At 70.0% G+C, this 19661-nt stretch carries 16 protein-coding genes; 14 read left to right on the top strand and 2 right to left on the bottom strand.

Going from position 1 to position 19661, the window contains the following annotated elements:
* Positions 1–30 precede the first annotated feature (30 nt).
* Both VHU88_10510 and ligA read left to right on the top strand, forming a co-directional pair.
* Entirely contained in the window at positions 31–1047 is a 1017-nt protein-coding gene (locus VHU88_10510; protein ID HEX3612107.1) for a methionine synthase, read from the top strand.
* 12 nt (positions 1048–1059) lie between these two features.
* Positions 1060–3159: an NAD-dependent DNA ligase LigA gene (gene ligA / locus VHU88_10515; GenBank protein ID HEX3612108.1), complete on the top strand. Its 2100-nt coding sequence runs from the start codon at positions 1060–1062 to the stop codon at positions 3157–3159.
* A 23-nt stretch (positions 3160–3182) separates the two neighbouring features.
* Here the strand turns inward: ligA and VHU88_10520 are convergent, their stop codons facing one another.
* On the bottom strand, positions 3183–3839 hold the full coding sequence (locus tag VHU88_10520) for a hypothetical protein (GenBank protein HEX3612109.1): 657 nt from the start codon (positions 3837–3839) through the stop codon (positions 3183–3185).
* A 115-nt stretch (positions 3840–3954) separates the two neighbouring features.
* Here VHU88_10520 and gatC point away from each other — a divergent pair, with 115 nt between their 5' ends.
* The 3 genes from gatC (at position 3955) to gatB (ending at position 7373) form a co-directional block, all read left to right on the top strand.
* Complete coding sequence (gene gatC / locus VHU88_10525; GenBank protein ID HEX3612110.1) at positions 3955–4251, top strand: Asp-tRNA(Asn)/Glu-tRNA(Gln) amidotransferase subunit GatC; 297 nt, start codon at positions 3955–3957, stop codon at positions 4249–4251.
* Between the two features lie 73 nt (positions 4252–4324).
* A complete protein-coding gene (gene gatA / locus VHU88_10530; protein ID HEX3612111.1) occupies positions 4325–5818 on the top strand; it encodes an Asp-tRNA(Asn)/Glu-tRNA(Gln) amidotransferase subunit GatA in 1494 nt (497 codons plus the stop codon).
* Positions 5819–5861: 43 nt separating this feature from the next.
* A complete protein-coding gene (gene gatB / locus VHU88_10535; protein HEX3612112.1) occupies positions 5862–7373 on the top strand; it encodes an Asp-tRNA(Asn)/Glu-tRNA(Gln) amidotransferase subunit GatB in 1512 nt (503 codons plus the stop codon).
* A gap of 123 nt (positions 7374–7496) precedes the next feature.
* Here gatB and VHU88_10540 read toward each other — a convergent pair whose 3' ends face one another.
* Positions 7497–9533 carry a beta-propeller domain-containing protein gene (locus VHU88_10540; GenBank protein HEX3612113.1) on the bottom strand — a complete coding sequence of 679 codons (2037 nt, stop codon included), beginning with the start codon at positions 9531–9533 and terminating at the stop codon, positions 7497–7499.
* Between the two features lie 535 nt (positions 9534–10068).
* On the opposite strand from VHU88_10540, the gene VHU88_10545 reads away from it, so the two are divergent.
* The 9 genes from VHU88_10545 (at position 10069) to VHU88_10585 (ending at position 19522) form a co-directional block, all read left to right on the top strand.
* Positions 10069–11862 carry an acetolactate synthase large subunit gene (locus tag VHU88_10545; protein ID HEX3612114.1) on the top strand — a complete coding sequence of 598 codons (1794 nt, stop codon included), beginning with the start codon at positions 10069–10071 and terminating at the stop codon, positions 11860–11862.
* A complete protein-coding gene (gene ilvN / locus VHU88_10550) occupies positions 11859–12383 on the top strand; it encodes an acetolactate synthase small subunit (protein ID HEX3612115.1) in 525 nt (174 codons plus the stop codon). Before VHU88_10545 ends, ilvN begins: the two co-directional genes overlap by 4 nt.
* A 52-nt stretch (positions 12384–12435) precedes the next feature.
* Positions 12436–13434, top strand: a complete 999-nt coding sequence (gene ilvC, locus VHU88_10555) for a ketol-acid reductoisomerase (GenBank protein ID HEX3612116.1) — start codon at positions 12436–12438, stop codon at positions 13432–13434.
* The gene (locus VHU88_10560) at positions 13435–14388 is read left to right on the top strand and encodes an FkbM family methyltransferase (protein HEX3612117.1); all 954 of its coding nucleotides are present in this window, start codon (positions 13435–13437) and stop codon (positions 14386–14388) included.
* 314 nt (positions 14389–14702) lie between these two features.
* Positions 14703–16295, top strand: coding sequence for a phosphoglycerate dehydrogenase (gene serA, locus VHU88_10565; protein ID HEX3612118.1), 1593 nt, complete (start codon positions 14703–14705; stop codon positions 16293–16295).
* Between the two features lie 86 nt (positions 16296–16381).
* Positions 16382–17416, top strand: coding sequence for a 3-isopropylmalate dehydrogenase (locus tag VHU88_10570; GenBank protein ID HEX3612119.1), 1035 nt, complete (start codon positions 16382–16384; stop codon positions 17414–17416).
* Positions 17417–17489: 73 nt separating this feature from the next.
* Positions 17490–18587: a branched-chain amino acid aminotransferase gene (locus tag VHU88_10575; protein HEX3612120.1), complete on the top strand. Its 1098-nt coding sequence runs from the start codon at positions 17490–17492 to the stop codon at positions 18585–18587.
* A 282-nt stretch (positions 18588–18869) separates the two neighbouring features.
* Complete coding sequence (locus VHU88_10580; GenBank protein HEX3612121.1) at positions 18870–19118, top strand: hypothetical protein; 249 nt, start codon at positions 18870–18872, stop codon at positions 19116–19118.
* Positions 19115–19522, top strand: a complete 408-nt coding sequence (locus tag VHU88_10585) for a PIN domain-containing protein (protein HEX3612122.1) — start codon at positions 19115–19117, stop codon at positions 19520–19522. Before VHU88_10580 ends, VHU88_10585 begins: the two co-directional genes overlap by 4 nt.
* Positions 19523–19661: the final 139 nt, after the last annotated feature.

Consider the following 19661-nt stretch of genomic DNA (forward strand, 5'->3'; position numbering starts at 1 on the left):
TCTGTCGGACGCCGCCGATAATCTGAACAAATGCCGCCTGCGCTCCGCTTCGACCCCCCGCCGCTGTCGGCGTCGGGCATCGGTTCCCTGCCCGGAAGCGCCGCTCGGGAGGCCGCCGGCCTGGTGCTCGAGAGCGTCACGGGCCTGCCGTACCTGCCCGAACTGCCCAACCGCGGCCCGGGCGCGGACCTGATCGGGCGGTCGTTCGCGATCCTCACCGAGTTGTACGCAGGGACCGAGCCGAGCGGTTGGCGCTTCGCGGACCGACCGGGCCGGGAGACCCGGCGGGCGATCGCCTATCTCGGCGAGGATCTCGACGCGGTCGAGGAGCGATGGTCCCAGGCCGGGGCCTTCAAGGTCGCCGTCGCCGGGCCGTGGACCCTGGCAGCGTCGGTCGAGTTGCGGCACGGCGACAAGGCGCTGTCCGACCCAGGAGCGTGCCGCGACATCGCCTCCTCGTTGGCCGAAGGCCTGCGCGAGCACGTCGCGGAGGTTCGCAAGCGGTTGTCGGGCGTCGAGCCGTTGGTCGTCCAACTCGACGAGCCGGCGTTGCCCGCAGTGCTTCGAGGGTCGGTCCCGACAGCCAGTGGATTCGGGCGATTGGCCCTGATCGAGCCGGCCATCGCCCGGGCGGGCCTGCGGATCGTGGTCGACGCGTTGGCCGGCGAGGGTGTCGCGACGCTCGTGCACTGTTGCGCCGGCGGGGTCCCGGTCGACCTGCTGACCGAGGCCGGCGTCGCCGGGTTGGCTGTCGACCTGTCCTACCCGACGCCGGAGGAGCAGTGGGGCGAGTTCCTCGAGTCCGGTGGCGTCCTGCTGGCAGGCGTCGTGCCGAGTACCGACGTCGCGGTGCTGCCGAGCGCGCAGCGGACTGTCGATCCGGTCCGGCAGTTGTTCGGGCGGCTCGGCCTGCCGCCACGGGAGTTCGGCCGGGTGGTCCCGGTGCCGACGTGCGGGATGGCGGGGGCCTCCGACGCGCATGTCCGGGCCGCGACCCGGTTGTGCGTCGACGCCGCGAAAGTGCTCGCCGACCTTGCCGAAGGATGAGGTGGGGGGTCGATGACCACACCTGACGAGGTGTCGGTCGAGGCGTCGCCGGAGGCTCGGGCCCGGCACGCCGAACTGGCGGACCGCATTGGCGAGGCCGGGTTCCAGTACCACGTGCTGGACCGCCCGACCATCTCCGACGCCGACTACGACGCCTTGATGCGTGAGCTGCTCGCGTTGGAGGACGCGCACCCGGAGCTGCGCACCCCGGACTCCCCGTCGCAGAAGGTCGGTGGGGCAATCAGCAACGAGTTCGCCGAGGTGACCCACCTCGAGCGGATGATGAGCCTGGACAACGCGTTCAGCGCCGCGGACCTCACCGCCTGGGCTGCGCGACTGGACCGCGAGGGTGGCAGCGGGGCCGATTTCCTCTGTGAGCTGAAGGTCGACGGTCTGGCCGTCGCCCTCGTCTACGAGCAGGGCCGCCTGATCCGCGCCGCCACCCGCGGCGACGGCACGACCGGCGAGGACGTCACCCCGAACGTGCGCACGCTGGCGGGGATCCCGGAACGACTGACCGGCGCCGAGGTGCCCGAGCTGATCGAGGTCCGTGGCGAGGTGTACTTCCCGCGGGCCGACTTCGCGGACCTCAACGCGAGCCTGGTCGAGGCCGGCAAGAAACCGTTCGCCAACCCACGTAACGCCGCGGCCGGGTCGCTGCGGATGAAGGACCCGCGGATCACCGCGTCCCGGCCGTTGCGGATGGTCGTGCACGGGATCGGTGCGGCTACCGGGCTGACCGCCGACCGGCAGTCCGAGGTCTACGAACTGCTCGGGGCGCTCGGCCTGCCGGTGGCCACGACCTTCAAGCGGGCGAAGGATCTGACGGAGGTTCAGGACTACATCGAGTACTACCGCAAGCACCGGCACTCGGTGGTGCACGAGATCGACGGCGTGGTCGTGAAGGTCGACCAGCGCGACCTGCAGCGCCGGCTCGGGTCGACGTCGCGGGCCCCACGCTGGGCGATCGCGTTCAAGTACCCGCCGGAGGAGGTCAACACCAAGCTGCGCGACATCCTCGTCAACGTCGGGCGCACCGGGCGGGCGACACCGTTCGGCGTGATGGAGCCGGTCGTGGTCTCCGGGTCGACGGTCGGGATGGCGACTCTGCACAACGCGCGGGAGGTCAAGCGCAAGGGCGTGCTGATCGGCGACACGGTCGTGCTGCGCAAGGCCGGCGACGTGATCCCGGAGATCGTCGCCCCGGTGGTCGAACTGCGCGACGGCACCGAGCGCGAGTTCGTGATGCCGACGCACTGCCCAGCCTGCAACACCGAACTGCGGCCGGAGAAGGAGGCCGACGTCGACCTGCGTTGCCCGAACTCCCGGTACTGCCCGTCACAATTGCGGGAGCGGGTCTCGCACGTCGGCGGTCGCGGGGCCCTGGACATCGAGATCCTGGGGTGGAAGGCCGCGATCGCGTTGCTGGACAGCGGTGTCATCGGCGACGAGGGCGACCTGTTCACCCTCGACGAGGCCGCGCTCGCGCAGTCCCGGTTCTTCACCAAGGCCGACGGGACGCTGTCCGCGAACTCCGCCAAGTTCCTGGCCGCACTCGAGGCGGCGAAGTCCCGGCCGCTGTGGCGGGTGCTGGTCGCGCTGTCCATCCGCCACGTCGGGCCGACTGCCGCCGAGGCACTGGCCCGCCAGTTCCGGTCGATCCCGGCGATCATCGACGCCGACGAGGAGGCCCTGGCCGCCGCCGACGACGTCGGGCCCACGATCGCCGCGGCGGTGCGCGAGTGGTTCGCCGAGGACTGGCGGCGCGCGATCGTAGACAAGTGGGCTGCTGCGGGCGTCCGAATGATGGACGAGGTCGCCGACGAAGGCCCCCGGCCGTTGGAAGGCGTCTCGGTGGTGGTCACCGGCTCGCTGGAACGCTGGTCCCGGGATGAGGCCACGCTGGCGATCCAGAACCTCGGAGGCAAGGTCAGCGGCTCGGTGTCGAAGAAGACCGGCTTCGTCGTCGTCGGCGACAGCCCGGGCTCGAAGTACGAGAAGGCCGTCAGTCTCGGCGTCCCGATCCTCGACGAGGCCGGGTTCGCGGTGCTGCTCGAGCAGGGCCCCGAGCCTGCCCGAGCGGTTGCCCAACCCCAGACCCCCGACTTGTGACGGCGCTGGTTGCGTACTGAGGTTCAGTCAGATCCGCTGCGGATCGCCCGGGCGAGGTTGACCAGGTGGCCGAGGCGGGCCAGTTCGGAGCTGAGGAACTCCGGTCCGCCGCGGCGTGCCACGACCAGCACGCAGTTCGGGCCGCCGATCGTCACGGCGGCCGCCGCGGTCTCACCCCACGAACTCGCCCAGTCGATCGGGTCGAGCAGGCGGCGGGCCCGGGTGACCGGCAGCCACGGGGCGCTCACGCCGTCCAGGTCCTCCGGGGCCGCCTGGCTGCGGTGCACCAGCGCCAGTTCGCCGTCGTCGGAGCGCTCCATGATCAGCGCCCAGTCCGCGCGGAAGACGTCCGGGGCGAGGTCGACCAGGATCGCGTCGGCGCGCAGGGGCGACTCGGTCATCGCCTCCACTGCCTGCAGGTCGCGCTGCAGCCCGCCGCGGTGCGGGTAGAACCGCACGAACTCGACCTCGGCGCCGTCCACCGAATTGCACGCGCTCACCAACGCATCCGGCAGGCGGCCGTGCGGCAGGTCGACCAGGATGTCGTCGACGACCCTGCCGTCGTCGCGACGCTCGATGACGTCGACCCCGACGATGTCGGCCTCGGCGAGGCCCAGGGCCGTGGCGAGAGCGCCCAACGAGCCAGGTCGGTCCGCGATGACCACCCGCAGCAGATGCACGGGGGACATTGTGCTCCCCGCAGGCCCCGCCCGCCCCTGCGGCGCGACTTCGGCGGAAACCGGCGCCGCATAAGCTGACCAGGTTGTCCGCAGGCCCCGGCAGGAGATCGCAACCGTGTCCATCACCCGCGACGAGGTGGCTCACCTCGCTCGGCTGGCCCGTCTCGACCTGTCCGAGGAGGAGCTGGCCCGCATGCCCGGGCAACTCGACGCGATCCTCGGCGCGGTCGCCCAGGTCTCGGAGGTGGCGGGCCCCGACGTGCCGCCCACCTCGCACGCGATCGGCCTGGTGAACGTGCTGCGGGAGGACGTCGTCCGCCCGTGCCTGACCTCGGCCGCCGCGCTCTCGGGAGCACCCGCCGCCGAGGACGAGCGCTTCCGGGTGCCGCGGATCCTGGGGGAGGAGCCGTGAGCGAGCTTGCGAGCGGACCAATGTCGCAGTGCACGCCAGCTACGGCGACGCACCGGACGACGGAGGCACGCCGGTGAGCGAGCTGACCCGGCTCGATGCGGTGGGGGTCGCCGCAGCGATCGCCTCCGGCGCGGCAAGCGCCGTCGAGGTGACGCAGGCGCACCTGGACCGCATCGCCAAGACCGACGCGACCCTGGGCTCCTTCCTGCACGTCGACGCCGAGGGTGCGCTGAGCGCGGCTGCGGCCGTGGACGCCAAGCGCGCGGCCGGTGAGCGTCTCGGCCCCCTGGCCGGAGTGCCGCTGGCGTTGAAGGACGTCCTGACCCAGGACGGCATCCCGACCACGTGCGGGTCGAAAATCCTGGAGGGCTGGCGGCCGCCGTACGACTCCACGGTCGTGCGCCGGCTGCGGGCGGCCGACGTGGTGATCCTCGGCAAGACCAACATGGACGAGTTCGCGATGGGTTCCTCCACCGAGAACTCCGCCTACGGACCCACCCGCAACCCCTGGGACACCGACCGGGTGCCGGGCGGTTCGTCCGGCGGTTCCGCGGCGGCGGTCGCCGGGTTCCAGGTCCCGCTGTCGATCGGCACCGACACCGGTGGCTCGATCCGGCAACCGGCCGCGCTGACCGGCATCGTAGGCGCCAAGCCGACCTACGGCGGGGTAAGCCGTTACGGGCTGGTGGCGTTCTCCTCCAGCCTCGACCAGGCCGGGCCGTTCGCCCGCACCGTGCTGGACGCGGCTCTGCTGCACGAGGCGATCGGCGGGCACGACCCCTGCGACTCGACCTCCATCAGCGCGGCGGTCCCGCCGGTCGTCGAGGCCGCCCGCGCGGCCGACGTGGCCGGCATGCGGGTCGGCGTGGTGTGTGAACTCGGTGGCGAGGGCTACCAGGACGGCGTGAACGCGCGTTTCGCCGAAGCCGTCGCGATCCTGCGCGACCTCGGTGCCGAGGTTGTCGAGGTGTCGTGCACCCACTTCTCGTACGGGCTGCCGGCGTACTACCTCATCGCGCCGAGTGAGGCCTCCTCGAACCTGGCCCGGTTCGACGCGATGCGCTACGGCCTGCGGGTCGGCGACGACGGCACGGCCGGCGTCGAGGAGGTCATGTCGCGCACCCGGGCCGCCGGGTTCGGCGCCGAGGTCAAGCGACGCATCATCCTCGGCACCTACGCGTTGTCGGCGGGCTACTACGACGCCTACTACGGCAGCGCGCTGAAGGTCCGCACGTTGATCATCCGCGACTTCGCGGCCGCGTTCACGAAGGCCGATGTGCTGATCTCGCCGACCGCTCCGACCACCGCGTGGCGTATCGGTGAGAAGGTGCACGACCCATTGGCGATGTACCGCGGCGACCTGTGCACGATCCCGGCCAGCCTCGCGGGCATTCCCGCGATGTCGGTTCCGATCGGCCTCGCGGCCGAGGACGGCCTGCCTGCCGGGCTGCAGATCATGGCACCCGCGATGGCCGACGAGCGCATGTACCGGGTCGGCGCCGCACTGGAGAACGCGCTGCGGGAACGCGACGGAAAGCTGTTGATCGAGGGGGCACCGCAATCGTGAGCGACTGCGACGAGCGAGGAACGAGCGAGGAGCGCAAGCGAACGTGAGCACTGTGACGAGCGTTCTGGTTCCCTACGACGAGGCGATCGCGGCCTACGAGCCACTGATCGGGCTCGAGGTCCACGTCGAGCTCGGCACCGCGTCGAAGATGTTCTGCGGCTGCGCGACCGCGTTCGGGGCAGCCCCCAACACGCAGGTCTGCCCGACGTGCCTGGGCCTGCCGGGTTCGCTTCCGGTGGCCAACGCCAAGGCGATCGAATCGATCGTCCGGCTCGGGCTGGCGCTGAACTGCTCGATCGCCGCGTCCTGTCGGTTCGCACGGAAGAACTACTTCTACCCGGACATGCCGAAGGACTTCCAGATCTCGCAGTACGACGAGCCGATCTGCACCGACGGCTACCTCGACGTGGAGGTCGAGCGGAAGACCGTCCGCATCGAGATCGAGAGGGTCCACCTGGAGGAGGACACCGGCAAGTCGACCCACATCGGCGGGGCCACCGGTCGGATTCACGGGGCGTCACATTCCTTGGTGGACTACAACCGCGCCGGGATCCCGTTGGTCGAGGTCGTCACCCGCCCGGTGCCCGGCACCGGCGCGATGGCCCCGGTGGTCGCGAAGGCCTACGTCACCGAGCTGCGCGACATCTGCCGGACGCTGGGGATCTCCGACGTTCGCATGGAGGAGGGCTCGCTGCGCTGCGACGCCAACGTCTCGCTGGCCAAGCCCGGGGCGAAGTGGGGCACCCGCACCGAGACCAAGAACGTGAACTCGCTGCGCTCGGTGGAACGAGCCGTGCGCCACGAGATCTCCCGGCAGGCGGGTGTTCTCAATGCGGGCGGCCGGGTGATCCAGGAGACCCGGCACTTCAACGAGGACGCCGGCACGACAACCTCGGGGCGCAGCAAGGAGACCGCCGAGGACTACCGGTACTTCCCGGAGCCGGACCTGGTCCCGGTCGCGCCGGACCCGGCCTGGGTCGAGTCGTTGCGCGCAGCGCTGCCGGAGCTGCCGGCAGCCCGGCGGCGGCGGTTGCAGAGCGAGTGGAACCTGTCCGACCTCGAGCTGGAGTCGCTGCTCAACGCGGGCGCGGTCGAGCCGGTGGAGGCCACGGTCGCGCTGGGTGCCTCCCCGGATGCGTCCCGCAAGTGGTGGCTGGGCGAGATCGCCCGCGCGGCCAACGTGGCCGGCGTCGAGGTGACCGAACTGCCGATCACCCCGGCCGACGTGCACGCCGTCATCGGCCTGGTTGACGCGGGCAAGCTCAACGACAAGCTGGCCCGCCAGGTGATCGAGGGCGTGCTGGCCGGCGAGGGGAGCCCGGAGCAGATCGTCGCGGCCCGCGGTTTGGCGGTCGTCTCCGACACCGGGGCGTTGGCCACCGCGGTCGACGCCGCGATCGAGGCCAACGCGGACGTCGCGGAGAAGATCCGCGGCGGCAAGGTCGCGGCCGTGGGCGCCCTGGTCGGCGCGGTCATGAAGAGCACCCGGGGCCAGGCCGACGCGGCCACCGTCAAGGCGCTCATCCTCGACCGCCTCGGCGTCACCGAAGGCTGACAATGCTCGGAACGAGGTGCGGAACGGTCGGCGGCCGAGCGGCGCGACACCGGCCGATGGGGCAGGACGAAGGACAGGACGGCCACCGAGGGCGAAACTACCGGGACGAAACGTTCGAGGCGATCACCGAGTCATCGGCTGCGGCTGGTTCGCCTGCTGCGGCGCTATCCGCGTCGAGCCGATCTCCTTCAGCCCGTCCGGGTCCAGCAGATACACCGATGTCCCGCTGATCGCGACCAGGCGGCCGCCCACCGGCAGTACCCGGACGATCATCGAGTCCGCGACGAACTTGCCGGCCTGGTGCAGCCCGCCGTGGCTGTCGACGCTGATCGCCAACGCTGCGGGGACGCTGATCTGACCGACGAAGCCGGGCCCTGCGCTGTAACACTGGGCGTTCGGCGGGCACTTGACCTGCTCGGTCACGAACGCCGGCAGCACCGCCAGCTGACGGTCAGTCAGATACGTGAACGCCCGGGAGTCGTTCTGGACCGTGGTCGAGCCCTGACCGAACTCGACCTTGCCGGTCCGAGTCGGGTGCGCCAACCGCGAGACGTCGAACTCCTGAGCCTGCAGGCCGGTCGGATGGCCTTGCGCGTCGGCGTCCTGCCCGATGCCCATCAGCCGTGAGCTGCCGGTCGGGTGCAGGTAGGCCGAGTAGCCGGTCAGCTCGAGTTGACCGCGCAACGCCGGCGAGTGCGGGTCGGACAGATCAACCAGGTACAGCGGGTCCATCTGCCGGAAGGTCACAACTGCGGCCAGGTCGTCGAACCACCGGATCCCGTAGATGCGCTCGCCGGCGCCCAACCCGCTCACGCTGCCGACCTGGCGCAGCCCGTCCGGCTTCTCGGCCAGCACCACGACACTGCTCTGCGAGGTTCCCGGGCCGGACGGCCCCTCGCCGGGCGGCGCCCACGGCTGACCTGTCGTGGTCGCCACGCGCAGGTAGCCGTTGTGCTCGGAGAAGGCCCAGCGGCCCAGCAGGAAACCGTCGACGGTCCCGCTGCCGAGGTACGGAGTGGCCGCGCGCCCGGTCGCGTCGAACGCATGGATGGCGGTCCGACGTTCAACCGGTGCGGCGGGTGTCGAACCCGCCGCCGGGACCGGGCGCGCGGAGTTCCAGCCGCCCTCGGTGGTGGCCACATACAACCGATCGGCGCTGCTGTAGACCAGATCGCCGGTGCCGACCACCCCGGTGCCGCGGGCGGAGGTGAAGCGCGCGGCATCCTGCCGGGTGTCGACGGTCAGGATCGTGATGATCCCGCTGCCGGACTCCTGCGCCGGTCGGCTCACGTCGGTGCACCGCAGCAACGGACCGGAGGCCGTCAGGTGCCCGGCGCCGTCGTGGACCTGACGGGTCGGCAGGAAGTCCTCGGCCGGGGCCTTGTGCAGCCTCGCCTTGTTGGCGTCGGTCGCGGCCTGGGCGGACTCGCCGTCCTGCATCGGGCGGTAGACGACGTGCGGCGCGGAGCCCAGCACGATGCGGGCCACGCCGTCGTGCAGTCGTGCGGCCACGTACGAGCCGCTGATCGTCTCGACCCACTCGACGGCCGGCCGGTCGGGATTGGCGACGTCGACGACGGTCAGGCTCGCCTCCGACGAGCCGGGCCGGACCACCATCGCCGTGCTGGGCTGCCGCCGGATCGGGCCACCGGGCATCGGCCGGATCGGACCGGGCCCGTAGGAAGCGACCCACGTGTTGCCGATGACCAGCAGGCGGTGCTGCGGCAGTACCAGCAGCTCGTCGGTCGAGCTGCTCGGGAAGGTGAGGTTGCCGCGGGCCCGCGGGGTGCGCCCGCTGACGTCGACGACGTCGAGCCGGCCGCCGTTGAGCGTGTACAGGGTGGAGCCGTCGACCTTCGCCACGTCCGGCTCGTCGACCCCGGCCTCCTGGACGTTGGTGCCGGTCGGCCCGTTGGACACCCCGTCGGCGGCGGAAGAACTGCGCGCCTCCGGGCTCGCCGCGTTCGTCATAGGCGCGCTGCGGTAGAGCATCGGCCCACCGCCACCGGTCCCGTACGGGCCGACGTCGGGGTCGGTGACGGTGCGCATGTACTGGGTGAACGACGGGCAGTCGCCGAAGCCGCGCAACCCGGACCCGCCGGGGGAGGTCGCGCCGGAGGCGACACCGGCAGGCGTCCCGACGACAGCGACGGCGAGCACCAGCGTCGCCACTCCCCAGCGGCGGCGGCCGGATCGATTCCGGCTACCCGCTGGAGGTGGCGTGCTGATGCCCGCCGCCTGCGGTCGTACCGACGAGTCGTTGACGCCGATGAGCCCCCGCGCGCCGGCGAACGACCTGCCGTCTGCTCCCGCCGTCCCCTCCGCGACGGGATCGAACCGGTGGCCGGAGGCCGCTGACGGATTCTGCGAAAAATCCTCGTGCTGCACAGCGCACCTCCCGGTCATCCCCCCCGGTCGATACGTGCTTCGACGCTGACCCGATCGATCCGGTTCCACCCCATCCGGCAGCATTCGCGGAATTTATCCGCGCGGCCACCGGCGGTTACGGACGTCACCGACACGGGAGCTCGACTTGACAGCGGGCGGTCGATCGGCGAGGTTCTCCCTATGTGTTTCGCGATCTCCGTAGTACTTGGCCAGCGCGCCGGCTGACACACCCGTCTGCCGAGCGCGCCACCCCTCGTTCCGCCCGCAGCGGGCGCGAGGGGTTTTTTGTGCCCACAAACCCCGCCCGATGAGGAAGAACGCAACGATGTCGGAAGCCAGCAGCGAGTCCATAACCGGCGCTCAATCACTGATCCGCTCGCTCGAGGCGGCCGGGGTCGAAATCATCTTCGGTATCCCGGGCGGGGCGATCCTCCCCGCCTACGACCCGTTGTTCGACTCCCAGCAGATCCGGCACGTCCTCGTCCGGCACGAGCAGGGCGCCGGCCACGCGGCCCAGGGCTACGCGATGGCCACCGGCCGGGTCGGCGTCTGCATGGCCACCTCCGGACCGGGTGCCACGAACCTGGTGACGGCCATCGCGGACGCCCACATGGACTCGGTCCCGATCGTCGCGATCACCGGCCAGGTCCCCAGCAGCGCGATCGGGTCGGACGCCTTCCAGGAGGCCGACATCCGCGGCATCACGATGCCGATCACCAAGCACAACTACCTCATCACCAACGCCGACGAGATCCCGCGCGCCATCGCCGAGGCGTTCCACATCGCCTCGACCGGCCGCCCGGGCCCGGTGCTGGTCGACATCTCCAAGGACGCGCTGCAGGCGCGGACCAAGTTCGTCTGGCCGGAAACCCTCGACCTGCCCGGGTACCGCCCGGTCACCCGACCGCACGCCAAGCAGGTCCGCGAGGCAGCCAAGCTGATCGTGTCCGCGTCGCGACCGGTGCTCTACGTGGGTGGCGGCGTCATCAAGGCCCACGCCGCGGCAGAGTTGCGGGTGCTGGCCGAGCTGACCGGCATCCCGGTCGTCACCACGCTGATGGCCCGCGGCGCGTTCCCGGACAGCCACGAACTGCACCTGGGCATGCCCGGCATGCACGGCACGGTCGCCGCGGTCGGTGCTCTGCAGAAGTCCGATCTGCTGATCACCCTCGGCGCGCGCTTCGACGACCGGGTCACCGGCAAGCTGTCCTCGTTCGCGCCCGGCGCCAAGGTCATCCACGCCGACATCGACCCGGCCGAGATCGGCAAGAACCGCGTGGCCGACGTCCCCATCGTGGGCGACTGCCGTGAGGTGATCGCGGACCTGATCGTCGCCGTCCAGGCCGAGCACGACGCCGGCCACCACGGCAACTACAGCGAGTGGAGCGAGCAGGTCCGGTCCCTGCGGGCCCGCTACCCGCGCGGCTACGACGTGCCCGAGGACGGGGGCCTGTCGCCGCAATACGTCATCGAGCGTCTCGGCGAGATCGCCGGGCCGGACGCGATCTACGTCGCCGGTGTCGGCCAGCACCAGATGTGGGCCGCCCAGTTTGTGAACTACGAGAAGCCGGGCACCTGGCTGAACTCCGGTGGCCTGGGCACCATGGGTTACTGCGTGCCGGCTGCGATGGGCGCCAAGGCGGGTCGTCCGGACGCGGTGGTCTGGGGCATCGACGGCGACGGCTGCTTCCAGATGACCAACCAGGAGCTGGCGACCAGCTCGATCGAGGGCTTCCCGATCAAGATGGCCATCATCAACAACGGCAACCTGGGCATGGTCCGCCAGTGGCAGACCCTCTTCTACGAGGGCCGCTACTCGAACACCGACCTGCAGTCCAAGCGCATCCCGGACTTCGTCAAGTTGGCCGACGCCTACGGCTGCGTCGGGCTGCGCTGCGAGAAGGCCGAGGACGTCGACGCCACGATCCGCAAGGCGATGGAGATCAACGACGTCCCGGTGGTCATCGACTTCGTGGTCCACGCCGACGCGATGGTGTGGCCGATGGTCGCCGCCGGCACCAGCAACGACGAGATTCTCTACGCCCGCGGCATGGCGCCGACCTGGGACCGCTCGGAGGAAGAGGAGGTCGACCCCCGATGACCGTTCACACCCTGTCGGTTCTGGTCGAGAACAAGCCGGGGGTGCTGGCTCGCATCGCGAGCCTGTTCTCCCGCCGCGGCTTCAACATCGACTCCCTGGCCGTCGGCCCGACCGAGCACCCGGAGATCTCCCGGATGACGATCGCGGTCAACGTCGACTCCTCGCCGTTGGAGCAGGTCACCAAGCAGCTGAACAAGCTGATCAACGTCATCAAGATCGTCGAGCTGGAGCCGGGCTCGTCGGTGCAGCGCGAACTGCTGCTGGTCAAGGTCCGCGCCGACGCCGACAGCCGCTCGCACGTGCTGGAGACCGTCCAGTTGTTCCGGGCCAAGGTCATCGACGTGTCCACCGACTCGGTGACGATCGAGGCCACCGGCAGCGCCGACAAGCTCGACGCGTTCCTGCGGATCCTCGAGCCGTTCGGGGTCAAGGAACTCGTCCAGTCCGGCATGGTCGCGATCGGCCGCGGACCTCGTTCGATCACCGACCGCAGCCTGCGTCCGGTCGAACGCAGCGCCTGACCTAACCTCAGTCACCGAACCCGACGATTCGACGAAGCAGGAGTTTAGAGCCGTGGCAGCAGAGATGTTCTACGACGAAGACGCCGACCTGTCCGTGATCCAGGGCCGCAAGGTCGCGGTGCTGGGCTACGGCAGTCAGGGGCATGCGCACGCGTTGTCCCTGCGCGACTCCGGCGTCGACGTGCGTGTCGGCCTGCCCGAGGGTTCGAAGAGCCGGGCGAAGGCGGAGGAGGAAGGCCTGCGGGTCGTCACTTCCGCCGAGGCGTGCGCCGAGGCCGACGTGATCATGATCCTGACGCCGGACCCGGTGCAGCGGAAGGTCTGGGCCGAGGCCGTCGCCCCGAACCTCAAGGACGGCGACGCGGTCTTCTTCGGCCACGGCCTGAACATCCGCTTCGACCTTGTGAAGCCGCCGGCCAACGTCGACGTCTGCATGGTTGCCCCCAAGGGCCCGGGCCACCTGGTGCGCCGTCAGTTCGTCGAGGGCAAGGGCGTCCCCTGCATCATCGCCGTCGAGCAGGACGCCACCGGGAAGGCCTGGGACCTCGTGAAGTCCTACGCCAAGGGCATCGGCGGCACCCGCGCCGGGATCATCAAGACCACCTTCACCGAGGAGACCGAGACCGACCTGTTCGGTGAGCAGGTCGTGCTCTGCGGTGGCCTGTCGCACCTGATCATGGCCGGCTTCGAGACGCTGATCGAGGCGGGCTACCAGCCCGAGGTCGCGTACTTCGAGTGCCTGCACGAGGTGAAGCTGATCGTCGACCTGATGTACGAGGGCGGTATCTCCAAGATGCGCTGGTCGATCTCGGAGACCGCCGAGTGGGGCGACTACGTCTCCGGTCCGCGCATCGTCACCGCCGAGACCAAGGCCGAGATGAAGCGGATCCTGGCCGAGATCCAGGACGGCTCCTTCGCCAACCGGTGGATGGAGGAGTACGACAACGGCCTGCCCAACTACAAGAAGTACGTCGAGGAAGGCCACAACCACCCCATCGAGAAGACTGGCGCCAAGCTGCGCCCGCTCATGAGCTGGATCACCTCCGACTAGTTGTCCAGGAAACGCGCCCGCCGGCCCGACCTCGGAGTGGCCGAGGTCGTGACCGAGGAGGTCCCGGACTTGGTCGAGGTCGGGCCGGACGCGTTGTCCGAACTGCTGAAGCCGCACCGCCGTACGGCGGTCGTCGACATCGGGGCCAACCCGGTGGACGGCGACCCGCCGTACGCGCCGATGTTGCGGGCCGGTCTGTGCACGGTCGTCGGCTTCGAGCCGCAGGCCGAGGCGTTGGCGCGATTGCGTCAGGTCGCCGGTCCCGACGAGACCTACCTGCCGTGGGCGGTCGGCGACGGCGGGACCCACACCCTGCACATCTGCGCGGCCGAGGGCATGACCAGCCTGTTGCGTCCGGACCCGAAGGCGCTTGAACGCTTTCACCTGTTCGACCAGTTCGGTGCCGTCGTGTCTACCGTCGAACTGCCGACCCGCCGGCTGGACGACATCGCCGAGATCCCGGCGATCGACCTGCTGAAGATCGACATCCAGGGCTCGGAGCTGATGGTCTTCCGCAACGGGCGCCAGGCCCTGCGCGACTGCGTGGCCATCCACACCGAGGTCTCGTTCCTGCCGCTCTACGAGGGCCAGCCCACGTTCGGCGAGGTCGACGTCGAGCTGCGCGCGGCGGGGTTCGTGCCCCACGGATTCGCCGCGGTCAAGAACTGGGCGTTGACCCCGCTGGTGCGCGAGGGCAACCCGCGCGTCCCGTTCCATCAACTGCTCGAGGCCGACGCCGTCTACGTCCGCGACGTTGCGCCGCCGACCACCGAGGAGCAGCTCAAGCACCTCGCGCTGCTGTCGCACCACGTGTACGGATCGGTCGACCTGGCGGCGCGGTGCGTGCGTGAGCTACGCGACCGGGGTGCCGCGGCACCGGACGCCGTCGAGACCTACTGCGCGCTGTTGGTCGCCGCGGGGCTGGATGTCTCGCTGGCCTCGCCCGGCACGTAGCCGGAAACCGGTGCGCCGGGTGCCATGCCCCGGGCGAGGACTGGACCGCGGACAGTTCCGACCGCAACCGGGACAGCACGACCACTGTTGTGGTGCTCTGCCGGCACACGGCCGGATTTCGACCCAAGCGCGAAGGGTGCCCGCGATTGCGGGCACCCTTTGTCGTCGTTCGTCCGCGGGAGCTGTACGGAGGCCAAGAACACGCTGGTCGGGGGCGCGGAGCGTGTTTCGAGCTGGTTACACTGATCACCTCGCGGGCACAGTGCTGTGTTCCTGTTCGCCGGTCAGTCGAGCCGTCCAGAAGGAACTTTCCTGTGTCCAAGCCCGTCGTTCTAATCGCCGAAGAGCTCTCGCCCGCCACCATCGATGCCCTCGGGCCGGACTTCGAGATCCGGCATTGCGACGGCGCGGACCGGGCGGTCCTGCTGCCCGCCATCGCCGACGTGGACGCGATCCTGATCCGCTCCGCCACCCAGGTCGACGCCGAGGCGTTGGCGGCGGCCAAGAAGCTGCGGGTTGTCGCCCGCGCCGGTGTCGGCCTGGACAACGTCGACGTCCCGGCGGCCACGAAGGCCGGCGTGATGGTGGTCAACGCGCCGCAGTCCAACATCACCAGCGCGGCCGAGCTCGCCGTGGCCCTGCTGCTGGCCAGCGCTCGGCACGTGTCGCCGGCCCACGCCGCGCTGAAGGCCGGGCAGTGGAAGCGGTCGAAGTACACCGGCGTCGAGGTCGCCGACAAGGTTGTCGGGGTCGTCGGCCTGGGGCGCATCGGTGCCCTGGTCGCCGCCCGGCTGGCCGCTTTCGAGGTGAACCTGATCGCCTACGACCCCTACGTCTCCGCCGCGCGCGCCACCCAGCTCGGGGTTCGCCTGGTCTCCCTCGACGAGCTGCTGCGCGAGTCCGACTTCATCACCGTCCATCTGCCGAAGACTCCGGAGACGGTTGGCCTGATCGGCGAGGAGGCGTTGCACACCGTCAAACCGACCGTGCACATCATCAACGCCGCCCGCGGCGGGATCGTGGACGAGGCCGCGCTGTACTCCGCACTCAAGGAAGGGCGCGTGGCCGGGGCCGGACTGGACGTCTACGCCAAGGAGCCGTGCACCGACAGCCCGCTGTTCGAGCTGGACACCGTGGTCGCGTTGCCGCATCTGGGAGCCAGCACCGACGAGGCGCAGGAGAAGGCCGGCATCTCGGTCGCCAAGTCGGTGCGTCTCGCGCTGGCCGGTGAGCTCGTGCCGGACGCCGTCAACGTCCAGGGCGGCGTCATCGCCGAGGAGATCCGTCCGGGCCTGCCGCTGGCCGAGAACCTGGGCCGGCTGTTCACCGCGATGGCCGGTGGGGTCGCCCACCGCCTCGACGTCGAGATCCGTGGTGAGATCGCCAAGCACGACGTGAAGGTCATGGAGTTGGCCACTCTCAAGGGTGTGTTCACCGGCGTGGCCGAGGAATCGACGGTCTCCTACGTCAACGCCCCGCTGTTCGCGCAGGAGCGCGGCGTCGAGGTGCACCTAACCACCAGCCCGGACAGCCCGCGCTACCGGAACCTCATTACCGTCCGGGGCACGATGGCCACCGGCGAGATCGTCTCGGTGTCCGGCACGCTGTCCGGTGCCCGCAAGCTGGTCGAGCGAATCGTGGAGATCGACGGCTTCGAGGTCGACGTCGAACTCGCGCGCCACATGGCGTTCTTCCGCTACGACGACCGGCCGGGCGTGATCGGCATCGTCGGTGGGATCCTCGGCGACGCCGGGATCAACATCGCCGGCATGCAGGTCGCCCGCGACGAGAAGGGCGGCACGGCCATGGTGGTGCTCACGGTCGACTCGGCGATCCCGTTCGACAACCTGAACGACCTCGCCGTGGGCATCTCGGCCGATTGGGCCCGCGCCGTCGACCTGGACTGACACCGGCCTGTCATCGCCCCGGCCGCTGCGTCTCGCAACCTGGGACGCGGCGGCCGAGTCGTGAGACGGCCCCCTAAACTGAGGGCATGGACAGCCTTCGCCTCGCAGTGATTCCCGGAGACGGCATCGGCCCGGAGGTCGTGGCCGAGGGACTGAAGGTCCTGGACGCCGCGGTCGGGTCGTCGGTCAAGATCGAGACCCAGCACTACGACCTCGGGGCGCGGCGCTGGCACGCGACGGGGGAGACCCTGCCGGACTCGGTGCTCGCCGAACTCGGCGGGCACGACGTGATCCTGCTCGGCGCCGTCGGCGACCCGGGCGTCCCGTCCGGGGTGCTCGAGCGGGGCCTGCTGCTCAAGCTGCGCTTCGCGTTCGACCACCACGTGAACCTGCGGCCGGCCAAGCTCTTCGCGGGAGTGACCTCGCCGCTGGGGGACACGAGCATCGACTTCGTCGTGGTGCGCGAAGGTACCGAGGGTCCGTACACGGGCAACGGCGGCAGCCTGCGTACCGGCACCCCGCACGAGGTCGCCACCGAGGTCAGCCTGAACACCGCGTTCGGGATCGAGCGCGTCGTGCGCTACGCGTTCAACAGCGCCGCGGCCCGACCCCGCAAGAAGTTGACGCTGGTCCACAAGAACAACGTTCTCGTCCACGCCGGGCGACTGTGGACCCGGATCACCGACGAGGTCGCCGCGGAGTTTCCCGACGTCACCCACGACTACCTGCACGTCGACGCGGCCACGATCTTCTTCGTGTCCCAGCCGGAACGATTCGACGTGATCGTGACCGACAACCTGTTCGGCGACATCCTCACCGACCTGGCCGCCGCGATCACCGGTGGCATCGGGCTGGCCGCCAGCGGCAACCTCGACGTCAGTCGCGCACACCCGTCGATGTTCGAACCGGTCCACGGTTCGGCGCCGGACATTGCCGGGCAGGGCAAGGCCGACCCGACGGCCACCGTGCTGTCGGTGGCCATGCTGCTCGAGCACGTCGGCCAGGCCCCTGCCGCCGCCAAGGTCGTCGCCGCGGTCGAGGCCGACCTGGCCGAGCGCGGCTCGGCGGCCCGCAGCACCTCGCAGGTCGGCGACGCGATCGCGGCTCGAGTAGCGGGCTGATCTTTCAGCCCCCTTCCCGAGTCCTCGCGAGGAGCACGTGATGAGCGCCACCTCCACGAGTAACGTTTCAGCCATGCAGACGATCGGCCGCACCGAGTTCACGTTCCAGCCAAACCCGGCCGCGGCCGGCGACGCCCGGCGCGCCGAGATCCTGGCCGACCCCGGGTTCGGCAAGTACTTCACCGACCACATGGTCGCGATCACCTGGACCGCCGAGCGCGGTTGGCACGAGCCGACCGTGCGGCCGTACGGGCCGATCTCGATGGACCCGGCCAGCGCGGTGCTGCACTACGCGCAGGCGATCTTCGAGGGACTCAAGGCCTACCGGCACGCCGGCGGCTCGATCTTCACGTTCCGTCCGGAGTCCAACGCCGCCCGCTTCCAGCGCTCCGCGCAGCGGCTGGCACTGCCGGAGCTGCCGGCTGAGATGTTCGTCGGCGCCATCGACGCGTTGGTGACGACCGATCAGAACTGGGTGCCGAGCCGGCCGGAGCAGAGCCTGTACCTGCGCCCGTTCATGTTCGCCTCCGAGGTCTTCCTCGGGGTCAAGCCGGCCGGGCACGTCACGTTCCTGGTGATCGCCTCACCGGCCGGGGCGTACTTCAAGGGCGGGCTCAAGCCCGTGCGGATCTGGCTGTCGGAGGAGTACACCCGCGCCTCGCCCGGCGGTACCGGCGCGGCGAAGTGCGCCGGCAACTACGCCGCGAGCCTGATCGCGCAGCAGGAGGCCATCGCCAACGGCTGCGACCAGGTGGTCTTCCTCGATGCCGTCGAGCGTCGCTGGATCGAGGAACTCGGCGGGATGAACCTGTACTTCGTCCACGCCGACCGCTCCATCCGGACCCCGGCGCTGACCGGTTCGATCCTCGAGGGTGTCACCCGCGACTCGATCGGCAAGCTCGCCGCCGACCTGGGACACCGGGTCGAGGAGACCCGAATCTCGATCGACGACTGGCGCGACGGCGTCGCGAGCGGCGCAATCACCGAGGTGTTCGCCTGCGGCACCGCGGCGGTCATCACCCCGGTCGGGTCGCTGCACTGGCGCGGGGGCGACCAGCCGATGGCCGGTGCTGGCATCGGCCCGGTCACCACCGCGATCCGCCACGCCCTCTTGGAGATCCAGCACGGGCACGCCCCGGACAAGCACGGCTGGCTGCACAAGGTCTGCTGAGCGCCTTCCCTACTCCGATGCCGTGCGCGTCGGCTCGCTCTACGTGGCGGGCAACCTCGGCCTCGACAAGGGCGGAAAGATCGTCCCCGGCGGAATCACCCCCGGAGGCCGAACAGGCGATGGAGAACCTCAAGGCCGTTGTGGAGCGCAACGGGTCCTCGCTGGACGGCGCGGCACGCCTTCGGCGTCACCGGGCTGTACCTGGGCGCGCGGGTGGAGATCGCCTGCATCGCGGTGACCGGTTAGCATTCGCTAACACGGGTCCCGCGTTACACTGATCCCGTGGCAAATCTAACCATCGCTGTTGACGACGATGTGCTTCGTCGCGCCCGGGTTCGCGCGGCGGACCAAGGCACCTCGGTGAACGCGGTGTTGCGCGACGAGCTGATCCGCTACGCCGCCGGCGACGGCTCCGATCGGGCCGCCGATGAATTCCTGGCCTTCGCCCGGGCCAACAGCGGCCGCAGCGATCAGGGCCAACGCGGCTGGTCGCGCGATGAGCTGTGGCACGAACGCCTCGAGCGCGCGTGAGCGCCAGGGTTTTCCTCGACACCAACGTCTTCGTCTATTCGCTGGATTTGGCGGATCCGGACAAGCAGGTACGAGCCCTTCAACTGATCGATGAACGACGCCGGGACATCGTGGTCAGCACCCAGGTGCTGCTCGAATTGCACAGCGTCTGCACTCGCAAACTCGGACTCACCCGGCACCAGGCTGACACGGCCGTGCGCTCCGTGGCGAAGTTCCCGGTGGTCGAAGCCGATCGTGAGCTGGTGCTGCAGGCCTCGCAACTCGCGGATGATGCGCAGCTGTCGATCTTCGACGCCGCCATCGTCGTCGCGGCCAGACGCGCAGGATGCCGGACGATCCTCAGCGAGGACCTGGGCCCGAATCAGAAATACGGCGACCTCGCTGTCGAGAACCCCTTCGGCTGATGAACCACCTGCCGATGGCGCGGAATTTTGCGTCGGCCACGGCCTGTGTCACACTGACCACGTGGCACAGACCCTGATTATTGAGTGAGCGCACCTGCTGAGTAAGACTCAGGTGCGCAAACCTCTCGCCGTCCGGCGA

It is taken from the genome of Sporichthyaceae bacterium (assembly GCA_036269075.1).
Classification (GTDB): Bacteria; Actinomycetota; Actinomycetes; order Sporichthyales; family Sporichthyaceae; genus DASQPJ01.

Coding starts and splice junctions, on each gene's coding strand:
- VHU88_10510 (HEX3612107.1), top strand. CDS start 31: ATGCCGCCTGCGCTCCGCTTCGACCCCCCGCCGCTGTCGGCGTCGGGC.
- ligA (HEX3612108.1), top strand. CDS start 1,060: ATGACCACACCTGACGAGGTGTCGGTCGAGGCGTCGCCGGAGGCTCGG.
- VHU88_10545 (HEX3612114.1), top strand. CDS start 10,069: ATGAGGAAGAACGCAACGATGTCGGAAGCCAGCAGCGAGTCCATAACC.
- ilvN (HEX3612115.1), top strand. CDS start 11,859: ATGACCGTTCACACCCTGTCGGTTCTGGTCGAGAACAAGCCGGGGGTG.
- VHU88_10570 (HEX3612119.1), top strand. CDS start 16,382: ATGGACAGCCTTCGCCTCGCAGTGATTCCCGGAGACGGCATCGGCCCG.
- VHU88_10575 (HEX3612120.1), top strand. CDS start 17,490: ATGCAGACGATCGGCCGCACCGAGTTCACGTTCCAGCCAAACCCGGCC.